Consider the following 18,939-nt stretch of genomic DNA (forward strand, 5'->3'; position numbering starts at 1 on the left):
TGCTCAGCCAAGTACAGATGAACGTGCTCAGCTCTCAGGCCACTTCGGTCTCGCGCTCGATGGCGGCGAGTCGGTTCTTGAGCCGGTAGCTGGGGCCGTTGATCGCGATGACGTCGCAGTGGTGCAGGAGGCGGTCGAGGATCGCGGTGGCGAGGACTTCGTCGCCGAAGACCTGGCCCCACTCGCTGAAGGTCTTGTTCGAGGTCAGGATGATGGAGCCCTTCTCGTAGCGCTTGGAGATCACCTGGAAGACCAGGTTCGCCTCGGCGCGTTCGAGGGGCTGGTAGCCGACCTCGTCGACCACCAGGACGCTGGGCCGCAGGTAGGAACGGAGCTTGCTGGTCAGCCGGCCGGCTGCTTCGGCGGTCTTCAGCTGGCGGACCATGTCGTCCAGCGTCGTGAAGTAGATCGAGAATCCGGCCCGGCAGGCCGCGACGGCCAGAGCAACGGCGAGGTGTGTCTTGCCCACTCCCGGCGGGCCGAGCAGAGCTGCGTTGGCCTTGGCCTCGACGAACGAGAGGGTGGCCAGGTCCTTGACCTTGCGCGGGTCGAGTTCGGGCTGGAAGGAGAAGTCGTAGTCGTCCAGCGTCTTGTGGTGCGGCAGCTTGGAGAGCCGCAGGCCCTGACGGAAACGCCGGTCGTCGCGGACGGCGAGCTCTTCGGCCATGACCAGATCGAGGAAGTCGAGGTAGCCGAGCTTGCCTTCCTCGGCCCGCTCGGCGTACTGGTTCAGGCTCTCGGCCAGGTGGGGCAGGCCGAGTTTGGCGGCCGTGCTGCGGATGCGGGCGGTGACCAGCTGACTCAACGGGCTTCCTTCCTAGTGGAGTTGGGGGTGAAGGGGCGGGTGCCGGTCAGCTCGTCATAGACCGACAACGGGCGGCGGCTGACCTCGACTCCGCTGGCCGCTGTCCGGTTCAGCAGAGCCCTGAGCGGGCCGGCTTCGTCGCCCAGAGCGTCCTGGTGGCGGGGCTGGGGCGTCACGTCGCCGGTGGTGACGCGGCGGTTGTCGCCCTTGGGCAGGCCGTCCCAGTGCTTGTCGTCGACGATGCGGGCGCCGCGGCCGACTGCCCTCGGATGGACGGCCAGGAGGGTCTCGCCGTTGGCGTCGGGGACGGTGGAGTGCAGGATGATCTGCGACTTCGTGGCCCGGATCTCGACCAGTTGACGGGCGCGGACCTTGCGGGCCGGCACCGAGTAGAGGTTCGCGTCGAAGGCGACCAGGCAGTCCTTGCCGACGTGCCGCAGATGCCGCTGAGCGACCACATACGGAGTCTGCGGCAGTGGCCTCAGAGCCATGTGGTCACGGACGGCGCGATGCCCGATGACCTCGCCGTGGGTGCCGTGGACCTTCGCCCGCCGTATCGGCACCCAGGCGGTGAACGCGGCGTCCATCTCCTCGATGGAGGAGAACGCCCGCCCGGCCAGAACATGATCGCGGACGATCAGGACTTGGCGCTCGACGCGTCCTTTCCCGGTCGGGCGGTAGGCGGCCAGGACGTCGATGTCGAAGTCGTAGTGCCCGGCGAAGGCCACCGCTTCCGGATGCAGCGGAACCGCCTCGCCGGGAGCGACATGGCGACGGACCACGGTCTTGGTGCGGTCGTAGACGCTCGTCATGGGCACCCCGCCGAAGTGCACGAACGCGCGGCGATGGCAGTCGAAGAACGTTGCCAGGTCCTGGCTGGTGGTGAAGCAGCAGAACGGATCACGCGAGTAGGACAAGGTCATGTGGAACGAGTAGACCTTCGGGATCCCGACATGGGAGAGGATCTTGCCCTCGTCGCCCCAGTCGACCTGGGCCTGAGCACCGGGGACGACCTCGAACCGGCGGTGCAGACCCGCCAGTTCGCCCGGGCTGATGCCCAGTTCGTCCGCGATCCGGGGCCGGGCTTCCTGCAGGTAGATCTTCACGCGCTGGTAGTTGCCGGTGAAGCCGTACTCCTTGACCAGGCGCTCGTGGATCACCGCCCCCTTGATGAGGATCTCGGCCCGCAGCATCGCGTCGATCAACGGCGCGACCTCGTCCACCACCCGAGCCTTCGGCTTCCCGTTCGGCGCCCGCTTCGGCGGCGCGATCGGCACCTGCCCCGACAGATACTTACTGACCGTGCGACGGTTCAGCCCGGTCGCCTTCGCGATCTCCGACAGGCTCATCGCCCCGGACTCGTACAGACCGCGAAAACGCCTCAACTCCAGCCAGCGATGCGGGTCAAGGACCACCGTCAGCCGCCTCTCTGCCACCCGAAGACACAGCAGTAGACTGCCGACACACCACCCTCACCGCATCAAGAACTGAGCACGTTCATCCGTACGCGGCTGTGCACGTTCATGTGTACGCCGACAGCGCGGCCTGAGCGGCGGCTCGATCACACTGCTGGTGGTCTTCGGTGTCCAGGCGGGCATCGGCGTGGTCCTCTTCCCGTTCTTCCAGGCCGTGCTCGGCTGGTCCGGGTTGCTGTCCACGGCCGCCATGATGCCCATGGCCGTCATGATGATGGCCACCTCCGGCCTGGCCCCCAAGCTCGCCGCGGGCATCGGTTCCCGCTCCACTATGGCCGCGGGCATCGCGCTGGCCGGACTCGGTCTCGCACTCATGGCCCTGCTCGTCTCCGCCAAGGGCGGCTACGTGTCCATCCTGCCCGGACTGCTCCCCATTGGACTGGGCATGGGTCTGTCGATGACCCCGTCCACCACCGCCATCACCGTGTCCCTGCCGCGCGCCAAGCAGGGCGTGGCCTCCGCCCTGAACGACGTCACCCGCGAGTTCGGTACCGCACTCGGCGTCGCTCTGCTCGGCGCGCTGCTGGCCAACGGCTACCGCAGCGCCATCGACAACCGGCTGCACGGCATCCCCCAGGGAACCGCGGACACCGCCCGCGACGGCGTTGCCAACGCCGTCGAAGCAGCCAGCAACGCCGGCCCGCACGCCCAGGACCTGCTCCACGCAGCCCAGCAGTCCTTCGTCGACGGCTGGCAGCAGTCCATGTGGGCAGGCGCCACCGTCATGGGCGCCCTGCTCGTCTACATCGTCTTCCGCGGCCCCAAGAACGCGACACCTGCGGTCACCGCCGAGGCAGAAACCGCCGAGACCCTCGCCGCCCGCTGACCGCACACGAGCCAGACGCACACCAGACACACCGGGGCCGTGAACATCGCGTTCGCCGGCGCACGATCAGCCGACGGATCCCGGTCCGGCTGATCGTGCGCCGATTTCGTGACCCGGACCAAAGTCCGTGAAGGCCGCGCCAAGGTCCTGCTCACCGTGACCGTCTCGATGATCTCGCCCGTCGGCGCCGAGTACGAGGCTGTGCTCGCCGACGTGAGTGCCGCCAGTTGGGCTTAATCCGCTTTGACGGACATCCGAGATCAGGGGTTCTGCCCCGGGAGGATGTCCATCATGGAGAGTATGGGGAAGAAGAAGCCACGCCCTCGCCGCTCGTTCATGCCGGAGTTCAAGGCCGAGATCGTCGAGCTGTGCCGGCGTGGTGACCGCTCGGTCGGCCAGATCGCCAAGGACTTCGACCTGACCGAGACCGCCGTGCGGCTGTGGGTCAGCCAGGCCGAAGTCGACGCGGGCGAACGCGACGGACTGACCAGCAGCGAACGCGAGGAACTGGCCGCGCTGCGGCGGGAGAACCGCCGGCTGCGCGAGGACGTCGAGGTCCTCAAGCGGGCGACAGCTTTCTTCGCGTCAAGGAGACCCGGTGACGGTCCACCCGTTCATCGAGGCGGAAAAGCATGGCGGTCACAGCGTCAAGCGTGCGTGTGAACTGCTGCAGGTCTCCCGAACCGCCTTCTACGCCCGCCGCACCGGCAATCCCGGCCCGCGGGCGGTCCGTGACGCCGAACTGACCGAGAAGATCACGGAAGTCCACGAGCGGTCCCGTGGAACCTACGGGGTCCCGCGGGTCCATGCCGCCCTGCAACGACAGGGCGAGGACTGCGGACGGCGCCGCGTCGCCCGGCTGATGCGCGACGCCGGGCTGCAGGGCCGCCACCGCAGACGACGGCATCTGACAACAGTCCCCGACCCGCGGGCCGCCGCCCGGCCCGACCTTCTCGTCCGCGACTTCGCTCCCGACCCGGACGGCCTCGACACCCGATGGTGCGGTTGTCCGCGTACTCACGTTCACGTGTACGCCGACAGCGGTGACATCACCTACGTGCCGACCGCGGAGGGCTGGCTCTATCTGGCCACCGTCATCGACATCGCCTCCCGCCGCGTGGTCGGCTGGTCCACCGCCGACCACCTGCGGACCGAACTGGTCGCCGACGCTCTCCAGTCCGCCTGCCGCGATCGTCGTCCCGCGCGGCCGGTGATCTTTCACTCGGATCGCGGCTGTCAGTGCACCAGTCAGCAATTCGCCACTCTGGCAACGGAGTTCGGCATCCGTCTGTCGGTCGGCCGCACCGGGCAGTGCTGGGACAACGCGCTTGCCGAGTCGTTCTTCGCCACCATCAAACAGGAGTTGCTCGACACTAGCTCCTGGCCCAGCCGGGCCGCCGCCCGCACCGCGATCTTCGACTTCATCGAGGGACCCTGTTGCCCAATTGGGTGAATGCCTTTGATCTCGGTCGTGGCGGGTGGTCGAGGGGCGGACTCTGAGGTGGGGCTTGGGCAGCAGGCCTGTGATTCGGTCTTGGGGCGGAGGGTCGGGTGTCGATGCGGGCGGGCGCCGGTCGGGAGGTTCCTGAGGGGACGCGGCTGGTGGCATGGGCTGCGTTTCCAAAGGGTTGTCTGGCGATGCGGGTGCGGGACGCGCTTGGTCCGCTGTTCGGCGACGAGATCTTCAGGTCCGCATTCGGTGTGCGTGGCCGACCCGGTGTCGCGCCGGGGCAGCTGGCACTGGTCAGCGTGTTGCAGTTCGCGGAGAACCTGACGGACCGCCAGGCCGCCCACGCGGTACGAGCGAGAATCGACTGGAAGTACTTGCTCGGCCTTGAACTGGCCGATCCAGGCTTCGACTTCACCGTGCTGACGGGCTTCCGCGACCGGCTCCTGGCCCACGGGCTGGAAGGGAAGATCCTGGATCTGCTGCTGAAACGCCTCAACGAGCTGGGACTCGTGTCAGGCCGGGGCCGGCAGCGCACGGACTCCACCCACATCCTCGCCGCGGTGAGGGATCTCAACCGCCTGGAGTTCGTCGGCGAGACCCTGCGGGCTGCGCTGGAGGCGGTTGCCGTCGCGGCGCCCCAGTGGCTCATCTCCTGGATGCCCGGGGGCTGGCAGGAAAGATACGGAGCCCGAGTCGACTCCTACCGACTGCCCAGCGACGAAAGCGAGCGAACCCAACTGACCTGGCGCATCGCGGCCGACGGCTACCAGTTTCTCGAAGCGGCCTTCGCGGCCAGTGCCCCGGCCTGGCTGCCGCAGGTCCCGGCCGTCGGCATCCTACGGACGGTATGGCTCCAGCAGTTCCAGCGCACGATCACGGACGGGGTGCAGGAGGAGGCCTGGCGGGGGAAGGACGAGCTCCCGCCCAGCAGAGCACCGATCACCTCGCCCTACGACCCCGACTCCCGTAACGCCGTCAAGCGCGGCTCGGCCTGGGACGGCTACAAGGTCCACTTCACCGAGACATGCGACGCCAAGGAGACCGGCCGACCGCACCTGATCACGCATGTGGTGACCACGGACGCCACGGTCGGCGACCCCGTGGTCGTCGACGAGATCCACGACCGGCTCGAGACCAAGGGCCTGCTGCCGGGCGAGCACCTGATGGACGCCGGCTACATCTCAGCGGAACTCCTGCTCACAGCGCCCAGCCAGCGAGGCGTCCGCGTTATCGGCCCGGTCCGGCCCATGACCCGCCGCACCGTCCAAGCAACCGGCTACGACAAGGCATCCTTCACCATCGACTGGGACGCTCGCCGGGCTATCTGCCCCGTCGGCGCCCACAGCCGCTTCTGGACCGAGGGACTCGACAACAATCAGCGACCCGCGACCCGCATCCGCTTCGCCACCCAGACCTGCGCGCCCTGCCCCTCCCGCGGGCAGTGCACCAACTCGACACGCTACGGCCGGCAGCTGACCGTCCGCCCGCAGGATCAAGACGCCGTCCTCGAACACGTCCGCGCCGAGCAGTCCACAGAGGGGTGGAAGGCCGTCTACGCGATCCGCTCCGGCATTGAGGGCACAATCCACCAGGCGGTCACAGCCACCGGCGGACGCAGAACCCGCTACACGGGACTGGGGAAGACCACCCTCGCACACATCCTCACGGCCACCGCCGTCAACCTGCTCCGACTCGACGCCTGGTGGACTGGACAACCCCTCGCCCCCACTCGGACATCACACCTCGCCGCCCTGGACCTCGCCGCATAAGCAATTGGGCAACGGGGTCATCGAGGGCTGGTACAACTTGCACCGACTGCACAGCAGCCTCGGCCACCGCAGTCCCGCCGAATACGAGACCGCACTCGCAGCCTGACCACCACACCGATGGTGTCCGTCAAAGCGCAACAAGCTCAGGGCACACCGTGCAAGCTCCGACGCACACGTATCCTCGGCGGAGCCATCAACCAGTACCAGTACGCGACTTGACCTGCGGCGATGACTTTTCGAGCCCCCACAAGGTCAGCCTGTCACCCGAACCAGCACCAGCACCAGCACCAGCACCAGGCTCGAACGAAGGGGCGCGCCGCCCACGACTGCAGCTGATCAAACCCTGCTATAGAGACGAGCAGGTCATCCCTGCGGTTGTACGACCTCGCCACCGGACAGATCGAGAAGGTCGTCGAGCTTGGACACGAGGCTCTCCGGGGTCAGCTGCGGGTCGCTGATGCCGCGGCTGCAGAGGACAGCGAGGCGGGACACCTTCCCGCCGGATGCCCGCAGCGTCTCGCCGGTCAATCGACAGGCCGGGTGTGCAAGGTACACGGTGACAGGTGCCACCAGTTCCGCCGGCATGGTCTGGCGCATCTGATCGACGATCTGGGCGTCCACCGAAGCGGCCGTAGCATCCATCATTCTCGTGCTCGCGGCAGGGGCCACGGCATTGACTGCGACTCCGTGTGGTGCCCCAGCGACGGCCATGTTGCGGGTGAGCCCGAGAACGCCTCCTTTGGCCGTCCCATAGTGGGCTACGTCTACGGCGCCCCAGACGGCGGCGGAGATCGTGTTCACCACACGCCCCTCACCCGTGGCGCACAGGTGCCGCCAGGCCGCACGGCTGACGAGGAACGCTCCGTTCACATGCACGTCCAGTTGGGCCTGGAGATCGTCGAGGGTGAGGTCCTCGAACGGCTTCGTGCTGAAAATGCCCGCGTTGTTGACGACTGCGTCGACACGACCGTAGGTGTCGATGGCCGTGGCAACGATGGCGGCAGCCCCCGCCTCCGTTGCCACTGAGTCGTGGCACGCCACCGCCTCACCGCCAGCGTCTCGAATCGAGGCGACGACAATCTCCGCCGGGTCCTCGCGGCTCGGTGTTCCGTCCGCCGCACCGATGTCGCACACTACGACTGCCGCGCCACGCTGGGCGAACAACTCCGCCTCGGCGCGTCCGATCCCTCGGCCCGCTCCGGTGACGATGACCGTCTTGCCATCAAACCTCAGCTCGTCCATGACTTCTTCCTCGGTTGTAGATCCGAATCGTCTGTTCAATTGGTTGGGCAGTCACCGCGATGCCCGGGGACACACAGACTCCTACGGCTGTCGCGTCAAGCACCTCACGCCGCATCGCTCATTGACCGGCCTCGGCCACAATGGACCGGACCGCCCAAGGCGCATTGGCCGCGACCCAGGCCAACGAGCGAGTGGATGTCACTGGGAAAGCCCCCAGTCGTTGGCTTCGAGAACACGCTTCTGCAGATCCCCCGGATAGGCACCGGCGAACGAGCTGTGGGCGAGCCGACCCTCGCCGGGCGCGGGGAGCAGACCGTCATGGATGACGAGAGGCCCACGTCCGGCGACTTTCTCCTCCGGGGTGAAGCAAGTGTGCAGCGGTGTCGCCCAGCCCTCGCTCACCTTGACCCGCTTCACCGGATGAACGCGTGTGGCCAGCGCCCAGATTAGTTCTTGGTCGTTAAACGGGTCGATGTCGTCGTCGAGAACGAACGCCCGTGGCATCATCTGGCCGGCGCGGGTGGACCGCAAGATTTCATCGATACGGCGCGTGAATTCTGCGGAGTCGATGCCTGGAAGCCGTTCCCGCCAGTTCTGTGGAACGGTAATCACCAGCCAATGATTGGCTGCGTAGGTCGGCAGCCAAACCATGGTGACCGGCAAACCGGCCGAACGTAGCTCCTTCAGCGCCGCGGCTGATAGCCCAGGCATTGAGATCGTGTGACATTCATCCACCGGGCGACCTTCAGGCACGATCGGCCAGATCGGGTCGTCGCGGTAGGTGATCGCCTCGATGCTGTAGATCGGCTGCGCTGAGGTGTCCGCGGACATGTAGCCGTGCATTTCACCGAAAGGTCCCTCGATGGCGTCTCGCCCCACCGACAGGTGCCCTTCGATTACAATCTCCGCACTAGCCGGCACCTGCAGATCTGAGGTCTCGCAGGTGACGACCTCGAGCGGCTCACCGAGCAATGCGCCGATGAAGCCAGACTCGTCCACCTCAGCGTCGGGAAATGGCATTCCACCCACGCACGAGATGGCCGGGTGACCTCCTTGGACAAGGGCGAAGGGCACCGGATTCCCGATGTCCGCCCATTCCTGCCAGACCTGGCCGATGTGCTGCGGGGGCACGACCATGCCGGTCATGTGCTTCCCGTCGATCATCATGATCCGTGCGATCGACCAGTTCGTCCATCGTCCGTCGGGAGTCCGGGCGATGATGACGCCCCAGGTGCCCGGGTAGGGCCCGCCGTCTTCCTGGTGGACCTTCGGCACAGGAAACCTGTCGAGGCTAGCTTCATCGCCGAGCAGGACATTCTGCTTGCACGGCGCGGCCTCGCGGGAAACGGCCACTGGCGGAACCGGCGTTGCGCCACAGGTCGCGATGAGCTTCTCGACCAGTTGTTCCGGGGTGAGATCGAGCGGCAGCCCGAGCGAGAGCGCGACGCGCGCCCACGGTTTGCCTTGTACGGAACTGAGCCCTGCCGGAGCGCCGAATAGCCGGAAACCCGGAGCCGCTCCCGTCACCCTGTCGAACAACGGCGCCGGCAAGCCGCGCTCGTAGGCGAGCCGGGTGATGGCGGCGGCTTCGAGATCAGCGCTGACTTCCCGCTTGATTACCTTCAAGTCGCCTAGCTCGTCGAGAGCGTGCAAATATTCCCGCAGATCCTTGATTCGGGTCACTACGCTACCCCTCTCGGGCTATTGTCATTGAGCGGCAAGGATTCCGGGAGCCCTTCCCATCGACGGACCCGGACGGATTCGATGTCGAACTGGTCGAGAACGCGTGCCACCAGGTGGTCGACGAGGTCGTCGATGGTGCGCGGTGCGTTATAAAACGCCGGCATCGGCGGCACCATTGATGCGCCCATCCTGACCAATGCCAGCATGTTTTCCAGGTGGATCTCACTGAGCGGTGTTTCCCTGGGCACCAGAACAAGCTTACGGCGCTCCTTTAGGGTGACGTCGGCAGCCCGCGCAATCAGACCCTCCGAATAGCCGGACCGAATACCGGCGAGAGTCTTCATGCTGCACGGCACGATGACCATGCCGTCGGCTTTGAACGAACCCGACGAGATAGCAGCCCCCTGGTCGCCTGGGGAATAACAAACGTCGGCATACGCGGCCAGCTCCCGGGCACTGAGCCCAGTTTCCAATTTGACCGTCGAACGTCCCCACCTACTGATCACCAAGTGAGTCTCAACGTCCGGATGTCGCCGCAGTTCCTCCAGTAGCCGCACGGTCAGCAGCGCACCAGTGGCCCCGGTCATCCCTACAATCAGTCGCATTGTGTGCTTAACGCAACCTTCCGTGTACTGACGTTCCGTACACAGAGTATGCTTGGGTTATGGTGGACGTCAAGGCAGAGAACGACCTCGTGCACAACCTGCTGACTCAGCTGCGCCGGGCAAACCAGGCATGGGCGGCGATCTGGCGGCAATACAACCTGGAACTCACCCCGCCGCAATACCTGCTGCTCGCCATGCTGGCCGAGCATGGCGAGCTGGATCAGTCACAGCTGGGCGCGCGGGCTTCGATCGACCGTTCGACACTCACCCAACTGCTGACCGGACTGGAGAAACTCGACCTGGTCAACAAGATCATCGACGCGGACAACCGCAGGCGCAGACTGGTCACCATCACCGACGGCGGCAGGCGAGCCCTCGACGAGGGACGGGGAACCTTTCTGCAAATCGATCAGGAGGTGAAAGAGATCATGAGCGAGGAAGGCTTCGCCCATCTGATCGTCCTGTTGCGACGCCTTGGAGACCATTCACCATGATTGCCCGCCAGAGGCCTGCCACCCGTATGCGGACCGGATCCGTGTTGCGGAACCAGAACCAGCGACGGCCGGCCAGACGGCACTAGGTCATGTATCGAAAGTGGATCTTGGGTTGTGCATGATCACAGATCATGGGTCGGGGAGATCTCACAGACGAACAGTGGGCGGTGCTGGAAACACTGTTGCCGAAGGGTGCCAGGGCGGGGCGGCCACCGATCTGGCCTCGACGGCAACTGATCGACGGCATACGGTTCCGGGTCCGAACCGGAGTGCCGTGGCGAGACATCCCGGTCGGATACGGACCGTGGAACCGGGTCTACGACCTGTTCCGCCGGTGGCAGCGGGACGGCACGTGGCACCGGATCCTCACCCGGCTCCAGTCCCTGGCCGACGCGAAAGGCGCGATCACGTGGGAACTGAGCGTCGACTCCACAGTGTGCCGCGCTCATCAGCATGCGGCCGGGGCCCGCAAGCAGGGTGATCTGCAGAAGGAACCACCGGGCGGTGTGTTCACCGAGCCGAATGATCACAGGTTGGGACGCTCGCGCGGCGGGTTCACCACCAAGCTGCACCTGGCCGTCGAGCAAGGCCAGAAGCCCATGTCGATCGTGGTGACCGCCGGGCAGCGCGGGGACTCACCGCAGTTCGAACCCGTGCTGGAGAAGGTTCGCGTGCCTCGCATCGGGCCGGGCCGGGCCGGCCACGCGTCCGCCCCGATCGCGTGCGGGCCGACAAGGCGTACGCCTCCCGCAAAAACCGCGCCTACCTGCGCCGACGCGGGATCCGCTGCACCATCCCCGACAAGGCAGACCAGGCACGCAACCGCCAGAAGCTCGGCTCCCGTGGCGGCCGGCCGCCGCATTTCGATCCGGCCGACTACCGCGAGCGCCACGCGGTCGAGTGCGGGATCAATCGCCTCAAGCGACACCGAGCCGTGGCCACGAGATACGACAAACTCGCCGTCCGCTACGAAGCCACTGTGCTGGTCGCGGCGATCAACGAATGGATATGAATGGCTCCGGCGTACTCATAATCGCTAGCCTCACCGGCTATGAAGCAGCGCCAGCAGAAGAAGCTCTCCCGCCACCTCTTCGAAGCAGTCCTGGCAGGTGACGCCATGTGCACGAAGGCCCTGCTGCGCAGTGGAGCAAGTCCAGAGAGACGGAACAGTGACGGCACCACTCCGCTGTACCTGGCTTCAGTGCAGGGCGAAGCCGAGACAGCTCGTTTGCTCATCGAAGACGGGGCTTCTCCCGACACCGAAAGCAGCGGCCTCGGCTCTGAGGGCACATCGCTCTGCGCAGCCGCCTGCTGGGGGCACACCGAAACGATCCGGCAGTTGTTGACGCATGGCGCCGATCCCAACCTTCGCGAAGACCACGGCACAGGCAAGTCCCCGCTGGACTGGGCGAACAGCGGCCCTCACCCTGACACTGCCGAGATCCTTCGGGCAGCAGGGGCGCAACCGGCAACTCACCCAACTCCGTAGCTAGCGCGCCTCAGCACTCACTTTCACAACAGGGCCTAAGACGGTGTCCTCCGTGGTGAGGCGGTCGTTGACTTCGATATGGGGCGGGGTACGTGGAGTTGGATTGTTCCGGACGGACTGTGGGAGATCGCGAAGCCGCCGATCCCGCCGTTGAGAGTGCGGCCGCAGGGCGGCGGAACGCAGGACACACCTGATGAGATGTTGTTCGCGGCCATCATCTACGTCCTGGTCAGCGGCTGCGCCTGGAGTGCTCTGCCGCCCTGCTTCGGGTATCGAAGTCGACCGCTCACCGCCGGTTCCTGATCTGGTCGAGAGCCGGTGTCTGGGGCCGCCTGCACGAAGCGGTCCTGCACCGCCTCGATGACGCCGGCCTCATCGACGTCACCCGCGTCGTCCTCGACACCGCTCACGTCCGCGCTAAGAAAGGCGAACACACAGGTCCGAGCCCCGTGCACCGAGGCAAACCGGGCTCCAAGATGCACATCCTGTCGGACACGAACGGACTGCCCCTCCTCGTCGGCGTCTCGGCCGGCAACACCCACGACAGCGAAGGGCTGAAGCCCATGATCGCCGGTCACCAAACGATTCCCAATGAGGTTGTCAAGCCTGGCTGGTGACGTGCTGTGAGCGTTCAGCCCAGGGCGACAGGGGGCGGGGGCGCGGTGATCTCGAAGGTGCGGCCATCGCGTATGAGAGCAGACGGCCTGGTCAGTTGTCCGCGGCTTCCAGGAACCGGCCGTAGAGGCAGGGCAGGACACCGCCGTGTCGGAAGTGGATGATCTCGGGTGGGGGTCTCCAGCCCCAGCTCCCCGGCGGACTCCCCCCTCGACGAACTGGACTGGGAGAAGGCCGAGTTGGAGCAGGAACTGGAGCGATGAATGCGCTCGAATGACTGTGTCACCACGGCTCGGACGCCGAGGAGCGCCATGGTCTTCGCAGCCAGGTCGCGAGAGGATCCGATCCCGTACTCGTGACCGGCGACGACCAGCAGCGGCGCTTCGGCCGTGGCCTAGGAGACCGCCGCGTCGTGGACGGGCACGGGCGCATCACCGTCCAGGACGAAGCAGCGGGTCGAGCCTCTCCCCCGGGAGCGAGCCGAGTGGCCTGCCGGGGGTTGGCGAAGCCGCCACGGACCATGACCTCGAAGTTGCCGCGACGTGAGGTACATGTGTCCCGCTCGATCCCGCCGAGTTCCGTGAGAGACCGCCCTGCGCAACCGTCGGCGGGGATGTGACCGGCCGGACTCGTGTGGTCCGTGGTGACGGAGTCGCCCAGGACGACCAGGACATGGGTCCCGAGGACGTCGGCCGGCTGAGGCGGGGCAGTGGCCACGCCGTCGAGGAACGGTGGGCGTCGCAGGTAGGTCGACTTCGGTGCCCAGTCGAGGAGTTGGCCGGTGGCCGCAGGCACGACTGTCCATCGCTCGTCGCCGTCGAGGATGTGGGCGTAGGCGGTGTCGCACACGTGGCGTGTCACGTGTGTGTCGACCAGTTGCTGTATCTCGGCGTCGCTCAGCCACAGGTCGGCGAGCATGACCGGACGCCCCTGCGCGTCGTTGCCCGGAGGTTCCTTCTGTACGTCGTGGGTGATGGAACCAGCGAACGCGTAAGCCATGACGAGCGGAGCGGTGGGGGCAGGTAGTTCAGGGAGATCTGGTTGTTGATCCGGCCGTCGACGTTGCGGTTTCCGGAAAGGACCGAGGCGAGGAGGACGTCTTCTTCCGCCGCCGCGGCGGCTTGCGGAAGCAGGGAGCCGGAGTTTCCGATGCAGGTCATGCGGCCGTATCCGACGAGGTGGAGTCCGAGAGCGTCCAGCGGCTCGGACAGCTCTGCGGCAGCGAGGTAGTCGGTGACGGTGCGGGAGCCCGGCGCCAGGCTGGTCCTGACCCACGGTTTTGGTTTCAAGCCGTACCCGGAGGCGTTGCGGGCGAGCAGGCCGGTGGCGGTCATGACGTACGGGTCGGAGGTATTGGTGCACGAGGTCATGGAGGCGATGGCGACGGCGCCGTCCGCCACCGGTGTGGTGGAAGGGCTCGAAACGGCGGAGCGACCGGGCGCGGCGACACTGTCATGGCTGTTCCCGGCGGTGCATGTCCTCTGCTCAGCGCGTAGTTGACGGATGGTCGCGTGTGCTTTCGCGGCGACGCCGGACAGTGACACCCGGTCCCGCGGTCGGCGGAGGCCGGCGAGGGAGGGGACTACCTCTGTCAGGTCCCTGCGAACTGTTCCGTCGAATCACGGAGCGGACTTCGGGTCCCACCACACGCCCTGTTCCTCGGCGTAGGTCGCGACCGCGCTGATGCGATCGGTGCCGCGGCCTGTCAGACGCAGGTACGCGAGGTTGTGGTGTCGATCGGGAACAGCGCAGCGGTGGCGCCGTATTCGGGGCACACGTTGGAGATCGTCGCCCGGCGGGCGAGGGGGGTCGTACCGAGGGCTTCAGCACGTCCGGCGGATGTGGCCACCTGCACTCCGTCGTCCGTCGAGACGGAACAGGAGCAGACCGAGGCCACGAAGGCCGTGCGGACAGCCCGCGAAGTGCTCCGGCAGGCGGACACGACCGGTCTCCGCCGTCCGTCGGCTCCATCTTCATAAGCGTTGGCGTGCCGGCTCTCCCCGGGGCCTGCATGAGGCAGCTCGCGCCGGAGACCCGTGAAGCCGGGGGTGTTCCTGGCTGACTAGATAAAGCGGGGTCCAGACGCGGCCGCGGCCGGCAGCTGCGGCGGTTCATGGACTTCGGCCGACCTCGGCTTCGTTACCCATCGGCAAGCCGATGGGTAACGGCCGTCCCCCCTCAAGGCCAGGCCGCCGCCCGTCTGGGACGAGGAGTATGTACGGCTGCTCGTGATGACGCTGGGTCCTGCCTTGAGAGGTGACGGCGACTCGCCGAAGCGTGAGCTCGTCGACCGCCATTGATCCTGCGTTGCTCTCCGACTGCTCGCGATGCGGACCAGCTGATCGAGGGCGGTGCCGGTGGGACGGCACCCAGGGCCGAACTCCCTCACGATGGCCAGGGCCTGCCCTCGGCCCGGACCCGGTCACAGCTCCGCCGGCCATGTGCTCCTCCGGCACGGGAACGGCGACGTGTCCCGACCCCAACGCTGTCGCCGATGCCCGCCACCGACATCGCTCGCGGACCTCCATCCGACTGGATACGGGGCGGCTGGACGCCCTTCTTCAAGAGGCCGGTGCGGCCGGCGATCAGCAACCGTTGCATGCCGTCGGGGCCGCCATGACCGGCTCGCCCATGGGGGTCAGCGCCGACTGACGTGGTGTCTCGGCGTGGGAGCCGAGGTGTGCTCTTGCGCCGAAGCGCGCTGGTGATCCGTTCGCCTCCCTGCGGTCGACTATCTGGGTTGTGTTTTTAGTAGTCAGCCCCCTACAGTCCTGACTATGCAATTCAAAAGTCAGAGGAGAGTCCGACTTGCGGGCCACCCGGGCCTGATCCTCACGGTTCTCTGTTCCGCCGCCTTCATGGCAAGCCTTGACGTGTTCATCGTCAATGTGGCGTTCGACGACATAGGCCACGACTTCGGGGGCGCGCACCTCTCCGACCTGTCGTGGATCCTCAACGCCTACACGATCTTCTACGCGGCGCTACTGGTTCCCGCCGGGCGGATCGCCGACCGATTCGGCCGCAAGAGCACTTTCATGTTCGGGCTGGGGTTGTTCACCGCAGCGAGCGCAGCCTGCGCGGCAGCCCCGGGTGTCTGGTGGCTCGTCGGGTTCCGGATCGCCCAGTCCCTCGGCGCCGCACTGTTGACGCCCGCGAGTCTCGGTCTCGTCATCGCATCCGCTCCAGCGGCGCATCGTGCCCGGTCAGTGCGGATCTGGGCAGCGAGCGGCGCCTTCGCGGCCGCCCTGGGGCCTGTCATCGGGGGCCTGCTCGTCGAGGTGTCGTGGCGATGGGTGTTCCTGGTCAACGTCCCGGTCGGGATCGCGGCGCTCGTCGCGACCATGCTGCTCGTACCTCCCTCACGGGACGAGGAGGCCCAACGGCTCCCCGACGCGCTGGGGGCGACCCTGCTGATCCTCGCCATCGGCGCGATGACTCTCGGACTCGTGGAAGGCTCTGACTGGGGGTGGACCGACACCCGGATCTACGCCGCATGGGTCGCCACCCTCGTGGCGTTCGGCGGCTTCTTCATCAGCTCCCGTCGGCATTCCGCTCCGGTGATCGACCCCGCCCTGCTCAAAGTGCGGGCGTTCACCTGGGCCAACGTGACCGCCCTGTTGTTCTCGGTGCCGTTTGCCGCGGTCCTGCTCTCGAACATTCTGTGGCTGCAAGAGGTCTGGGGCTATTCGGCGATTCGAACCGGCTTCGCCGTCGCGGTCGGGCCCGCGATGGTGCCCCTCTTCACCGTGCTCGGACATCGGGCCAGCCGAAGGATTCCGCTCGGCTACATCGTGGCCGCCGGATGCCTGCTGTTCAGCGCTGCCAGCCTGTACACGTCCCTGTCTGTCACGATCCACCCGAACTACACCACCTCATTGTTGCCCAGCGCCCTGGTGGGCGGTGCCGGCGTAGGTCTCGCGCTGCCGACGATCCTCTCCTCCGCCACAACCGACCTCCCTGCCGCGCAGTCCGCCACGGGCAGCGCCGTCGTCAACATGAGCCGACAGATCGGCACGGTGCTCGGTGTCTGCATCCTGGTCGCGATCCTGGGAAATCCGGCCACCGCTCAGGCCGCTCACACGGTCTTCCGGCACTCGTGGTGGGCATTGGCCGCGGTCGGAGTGCTCGCCGCCATAGCGGCGCCGCGTATGACTCCCAAGTCTCCCGACGAAACGCCCTCTCGTACGGCCGCACCGGTGAGCGACCGGGCCGTCTGAGCCCTCCCTTGCCCACTCGTAGAAATCCATTCGGAGGAGATCCTTCATGACCGACCTCAAGAACGCCGTCGTCCTCGTCACCGGCGCCAACGGTGGCCTCGGCCGCGAGTTCGTCGCTCAGGCACTCGCCCGCGGTGCCGCGAAGGTGTACGCCACCGCCCGCACACCGCAGGTCTGGGACGCCGACCGCGTCGTACCGCTCACACTCGACATCACCAACCAGGCGTCCGTCACGCAGGCGGCAACGGAAGCCGGCGATGTCACCGTGTTGATCAACAATGCCGGCGCCTCCACCGGAGCCTCACTCCTGAGCGAGGACCTGGAGGCGGCCAAGGCGCTCTTCGACACGAACTTCTGGGGTCAGCTGCACGTCAGCAACACCTTCGCGCCGGTGCTCGCCGCCAACGGCGGCGGTGCCTTCCTCAACGTCCTCTCTGTGCTGTCCTGGCTCGGCATCGCCGATGCCTACAGCGCGACCAAGGCGGCGTTCTGGTCCGCCACCAACACCCAGCGGCTGGCCCTGGCCAAACAGGGCACCCAGGTCACCGGTCTGCACCTGGGCTACACCGACACCCCGATGACCGCCGGACTCGACACGGAGAAGAACGATCCCGCCGACATCGTCGCGGCCGCGTACGACGGCCTGGTGGCCGGTGACCCCGAAGTACTGGCCGACGAGACCAGCCGTCAGGTGAAGGCCGGCTTGGCCGCACCCGTCCAGGTGCTCTACGCGCCTTTCGCCGGCTGAGTTCCGTACTCAATGCACCCGGCGAGTGGCGCTCCTGGTCGTAGTCGTCCCGACGTCCGCCCCATGTCAAAGAAAAGGATCACTCAAGGAATGAACAGCACATCCATCCTTGGTGTGGCAGCCGCGGCGACCGCGATGCGCCGAGGCGAGATCACTGCGGAGTCGTACGCGACTGCCCTCCTGGAGCGCGCGCGACAGTACGCGCATCTGAACTCCTTCATCACCATCGACGAGTCAGCCGTACTCGACGCGGCCAGGGAGGCAGACAGGGCACGTGCCGCGGGATCCACGGCCCCACTGCTCGGTGTGCCGTTCGGGATGAAGGACAGTTACGTCACGCGTGGACTCCGTACGACTCTCGGTGTGAAACCGTTGGACGCCTTCGTTCCCGGGTGGGACGCCGAGGCCGTGGGATCGATCAAGTCCGCCGGCGGAATCGTGTTCGGCAAGAACAACCTCGTCGAGATGTCGTGGGGGCTGACCGGTGAGAACAGCGCGTACGGACAGGTCAGGAACGCAATTGACCAGGACCGTGTCTCGGGTGGGTCATCGAGCGGCTCGGCCGTTTCTGTCGCCGCAGGCATCGTGCCGGCATCCTTCGGAGGCGACACGGTCGGTTCGGTGAGGGTGCCCGCTTCCCTGAACGGAGTGGTGGGGTTCAAGCCCACCACCGGTCGTTGGCCGCGCGGCGGAGTCGCTCCGGTCTCGCACACTCTCGATACAACAGGTCTGCTCGCACGCAGCGTTGAGGACTGCGTTCTGATAGACCAAGTCGTCACCGGTGCCCTGATCGAATCCCGGCCCGTTCCCTCCGATCTGGAGGGAGTCACGTTTGCTTACGCGCCCCACCACTACGTCGGCCTGATCGATCCCGAGATCGAAGCACATTTCACCAAGGCGATCCGACGATTCCGCGACGCCGGAGCCGAAGTGCACGAGGTCGACCTGGGACCAGATTTCTCCGAGCTCGCGGGCGGAGTCACTTGGAATATCTTTTTCCGCGAGACGTACCACGCAATCTCGGAATTTCTCAGCCAGAACAATTTTCCCGTCACCTTCGACGAGATCTATCACGATCTGAGAGCGCAACTGAAGGAAGCATGGAGTTTCCTGGTGGTGCCGTCGGGCGATGGCCATCTGTCCGACACCGCCTTCGACCAGACACTCTGGGGGGATCGTCAGGCCTTGCAACGTCGCTTCGAGGAGACTTTCTCCGCCAGTGGCGCTGATGCGCTGCTTCTGCCGACCACTCCGGCTCTCGCGCCGCTGATCACGAGTCAGGGGAAGTTTACGGTGGCCGGCCAGGAGGTCGATGATCTCTTTCTCGCCAGGAACACCGTACCGGCCAGCGGCGCAGGTCTGCCGGGTATCAGTCTCCCCCTGGGCGTCTCGGCCGACAGTCTGCCTTTCGGGATCGAGTTGGACGGCGAGAGAGGTGGCGATCAGCAACTCCTCGACATCGCACGGCGGGTCGAGAGCGTTCTCGGAACGGAATCAGCCCCTGCCTGATGTCTGAACCGC

The 18,939-nt window shown here is 66.4% G+C and carries 17 protein-coding genes and 4 pseudogenes; 12 read left to right on the plus strand and 9 right to left on the minus strand.

Going from position 1 to position 18,939, the window contains the following annotated elements; all coding sequences use genetic code 11:
- Positions 1–34 precede the first annotated feature (34 nt).
- Both istB and istA read right to left on the minus strand, forming a co-directional pair.
- Complete coding sequence (istB, locus tag OG496_RS10520; protein WP_405970373.1) at positions 35–805, minus strand: IS21-like element helper ATPase IstB; 771 nt, start codon at positions 803–805, stop codon at positions 35–37.
- The gene (istA, locus tag OG496_RS10525; RefSeq protein WP_405976602.1) at positions 802–2,220 is read right to left on the minus strand and encodes an IS21 family transposase; all 1,419 of its coding nucleotides are present in this window, start codon (positions 2,218–2,220) and stop codon (positions 802–804) included. The genes istB and istA overlap by 4 nt, the downstream gene beginning before the upstream one ends.
- A gap of 118 nt (positions 2,221–2,338) precedes the next feature.
- Between istA and OG496_RS10530 the strand changes: the two are divergent.
- The 5 genes and pseudogenes from OG496_RS10530 to OG496_RS10550 form a co-directional block, all read left to right on the plus strand.
- Positions 2,339–3,106: pseudogene (locus OG496_RS10530) on the plus strand (MFS transporter); the annotation flags it as partial.
- Between the two features lie 108 nt (positions 3,107–3,214).
- Positions 3,215–3,343: a hypothetical protein gene (locus OG496_RS10535; RefSeq protein ID WP_405970583.1), complete on the plus strand. Its 129-nt coding sequence runs from the start codon at positions 3,215–3,217 to the stop codon at positions 3,341–3,343.
- Positions 3,344–3,397: 54 nt separating this feature from the next.
- Positions 3,398–3,769: a transposase gene (locus tag OG496_RS10540; protein ID WP_405970584.1), complete on the plus strand. Its 372-nt coding sequence runs from the start codon at positions 3,398–3,400 to the stop codon at positions 3,767–3,769.
- Positions 3,705–4,559, plus strand: a complete 855-nt coding sequence (locus OG496_RS10545; RefSeq protein ID WP_405970585.1) for an IS3 family transposase — start codon at positions 3,705–3,707, stop codon at positions 4,557–4,559. Before OG496_RS10540 ends, OG496_RS10545 begins: the two co-directional genes overlap by 65 nt.
- 104 nt (positions 4,560–4,663) lie before the next feature.
- Positions 4,664–6,325 (plus strand): IS1182 family transposase, encoded by a 1,662-nt coding sequence (locus OG496_RS10550; RefSeq protein WP_405976603.1) that lies wholly within the window; start codon positions 4,664–4,666, stop codon positions 6,323–6,325.
- Between the two features lie 363 nt (positions 6,326–6,688).
- Here OG496_RS10550 and OG496_RS10555 read toward each other — a convergent pair whose 3' ends face one another.
- The 3 genes from OG496_RS10555 to OG496_RS10565 all read right to left on the minus strand — a co-directional run bounded on the left by OG496_RS10555 (position 6,689) and on the right by OG496_RS10565 (position 9,855).
- Positions 6,689–7,567: an SDR family NAD(P)-dependent oxidoreductase gene (locus OG496_RS10555; protein WP_405970586.1), complete on the minus strand. Its 879-nt coding sequence runs from the start codon at positions 7,565–7,567 to the stop codon at positions 6,689–6,691.
- Between the two features lie 198 nt (positions 7,568–7,765).
- The gene (locus tag OG496_RS10560) at positions 7,766–9,250 is read right to left on the minus strand and encodes a UbiD family decarboxylase (protein ID WP_405970587.1); all 1,485 of its coding nucleotides are present in this window, start codon (positions 9,248–9,250) and stop codon (positions 7,766–7,768) included.
- Positions 9,250–9,855 carry a non-oxidative hydroxyarylic acid decarboxylases subunit B gene (locus tag OG496_RS10565; RefSeq protein ID WP_405970588.1) on the minus strand — a complete coding sequence of 202 codons (606 nt, stop codon included), beginning with the start codon at positions 9,853–9,855 and terminating at the stop codon, positions 9,250–9,252. Before OG496_RS10565 ends, OG496_RS10560 begins: the two co-directional genes overlap by 1 nt.
- Positions 9,856–9,914: 59 nt before the next feature.
- On the opposite strand from OG496_RS10565, the gene OG496_RS10570 reads away from it, so the two are divergent.
- The 4 genes and pseudogenes from OG496_RS10570 to OG496_RS10585 form a co-directional block, all read left to right on the plus strand.
- Positions 9,915–10,349, plus strand: a complete 435-nt coding sequence (locus tag OG496_RS10570; RefSeq protein ID WP_405970589.1) for a MarR family winged helix-turn-helix transcriptional regulator — start codon at positions 9,915–9,917, stop codon at positions 10,347–10,349.
- Between the two features lie 131 nt (positions 10,350–10,480).
- Positions 10,481–11,361 (plus strand): annotated as a pseudogene (locus OG496_RS10575) (IS5 family transposase).
- 39 nt (positions 11,362–11,400) lie between these two features.
- Entirely contained in the window at positions 11,401–11,838 is a 438-nt protein-coding gene (locus OG496_RS10580; RefSeq protein WP_405970590.1) for an ankyrin repeat domain-containing protein, read from the plus strand.
- 78 nt (positions 11,839–11,916) lie between these two features.
- Positions 11,917–12,422: pseudogene (locus tag OG496_RS10585) on the plus strand (IS5 family transposase); the annotation flags it as partial.
- Between the two features lie 47 nt (positions 12,423–12,469).
- On the opposite strand, the gene OG496_RS10590 reads toward OG496_RS10585, so the two are convergent.
- The 4 genes and pseudogenes from OG496_RS10590 to OG496_RS10605 all read right to left on the minus strand — a co-directional run bounded on the left by OG496_RS10590 (position 12,470) and on the right by OG496_RS10605 (position 14,302).
- Positions 12,470–12,829, minus strand: coding sequence for a hypothetical protein (locus tag OG496_RS10590; protein ID WP_405976604.1), 360 nt, complete (start codon positions 12,827–12,829; stop codon positions 12,470–12,472).
- A complete protein-coding gene (locus OG496_RS10595) occupies positions 12,736–13,371 on the minus strand; it encodes a hypothetical protein (RefSeq protein WP_405970591.1) in 636 nt (211 codons plus the stop codon). Before OG496_RS10595 ends, OG496_RS10590 begins: the two co-directional genes overlap by 94 nt.
- A pseudogene (locus tag OG496_RS10600) lies at positions 13,350–14,060 on the minus strand (aconitase family protein); the annotation flags it as partial. The pseudogene OG496_RS10600 and the gene OG496_RS10595, both read right to left, overlap by 22 nt.
- A gap of 98 nt (positions 14,061–14,158) precedes the next feature.
- Positions 14,159–14,302, minus strand: coding sequence for an aconitase family protein (locus OG496_RS10605; protein ID WP_405970592.1), 144 nt, complete (start codon positions 14,300–14,302; stop codon positions 14,159–14,161).
- Positions 14,303–15,230: 928 nt separating this feature from the next.
- On the opposite strand from OG496_RS10605, the gene OG496_RS10610 reads away from it, so the two are divergent.
- The 3 genes from OG496_RS10610 (at position 15,231) to OG496_RS10620 (ending at position 18,927) form a co-directional block, all read left to right on the plus strand.
- Complete coding sequence (locus OG496_RS10610) at positions 15,231–16,670, plus strand: MFS transporter (protein WP_405970593.1); 1,440 nt, start codon at positions 15,231–15,233, stop codon at positions 16,668–16,670.
- A 46-nt stretch (positions 16,671–16,716) separates the two neighbouring features.
- Entirely contained in the window at positions 16,717–17,418 is a 702-nt protein-coding gene (locus OG496_RS10615) for an SDR family oxidoreductase (protein ID WP_405970594.1), read from the plus strand.
- 90 nt (positions 17,419–17,508) lie between these two features.
- A complete protein-coding gene (locus OG496_RS10620; protein ID WP_405970595.1) occupies positions 17,509–18,927 on the plus strand; it encodes an amidase family protein in 1,419 nt (472 codons plus the stop codon).
- The last annotated feature ends 12 nt before the right edge of the window (positions 18,928–18,939 follow it).

Origin of the sequence: Streptomyces sp. NBC_00988, assembly GCF_045162645.1 — a bacterium.
In the GTDB taxonomy this organism is placed as follows: Bacteria; Actinomycetota; Actinomycetes; order Streptomycetales; family Streptomycetaceae; genus Streptomyces.

Excerpts from the sequence above, each read along its gene's own strand:
- OG496_RS10540 (WP_405970584.1), top strand. The coding sequence starts at position 3,398 with ATGGAGAGTATGGGGAAGAAGAAGCCACGCCCTCGCCGCTCGTTCATG.
- OG496_RS10550 (WP_405976603.1), top strand. The coding sequence starts at position 4,664 with ATGCGGGCGGGCGCCGGTCGGGAGGTTCCTGAGGGGACGCGGCTGGTG.
- OG496_RS10555 (WP_405970586.1), bottom strand. The coding sequence starts at position 7,567 with ATGGACGAGCTGAGGTTTGATGGCAAGACGGTCATCGTCACCGGAGCG.
- OG496_RS10565 (WP_405970588.1), bottom strand. The coding sequence starts at position 9,855 with ATGCGACTGATTGTAGGGATGACCGGGGCCACTGGTGCGCTGCTGACC.
- OG496_RS10570 (WP_405970589.1), top strand. The coding sequence starts at position 9,915 with ATGGTGGACGTCAAGGCAGAGAACGACCTCGTGCACAACCTGCTGACT.
- OG496_RS10580 (WP_405970590.1), top strand. The coding sequence starts at position 11,401 with ATGAAGCAGCGCCAGCAGAAGAAGCTCTCCCGCCACCTCTTCGAAGCA.
- OG496_RS10595 (WP_405970591.1), bottom strand. The coding sequence starts at position 13,371 with ATGCTCGCCGACCTGTGGCTGAGCGACGCCGAGATACAGCAACTGGTC.
- OG496_RS10610 (WP_405970593.1), top strand. The coding sequence starts at position 15,231 with ATGCAATTCAAAAGTCAGAGGAGAGTCCGACTTGCGGGCCACCCGGGC.
- OG496_RS10615 (WP_405970594.1), top strand. The coding sequence starts at position 16,717 with ATGACCGACCTCAAGAACGCCGTCGTCCTCGTCACCGGCGCCAACGGT.
- OG496_RS10620 (WP_405970595.1), top strand. The coding sequence starts at position 17,509 with ATGAACAGCACATCCATCCTTGGTGTGGCAGCCGCGGCGACCGCGATG.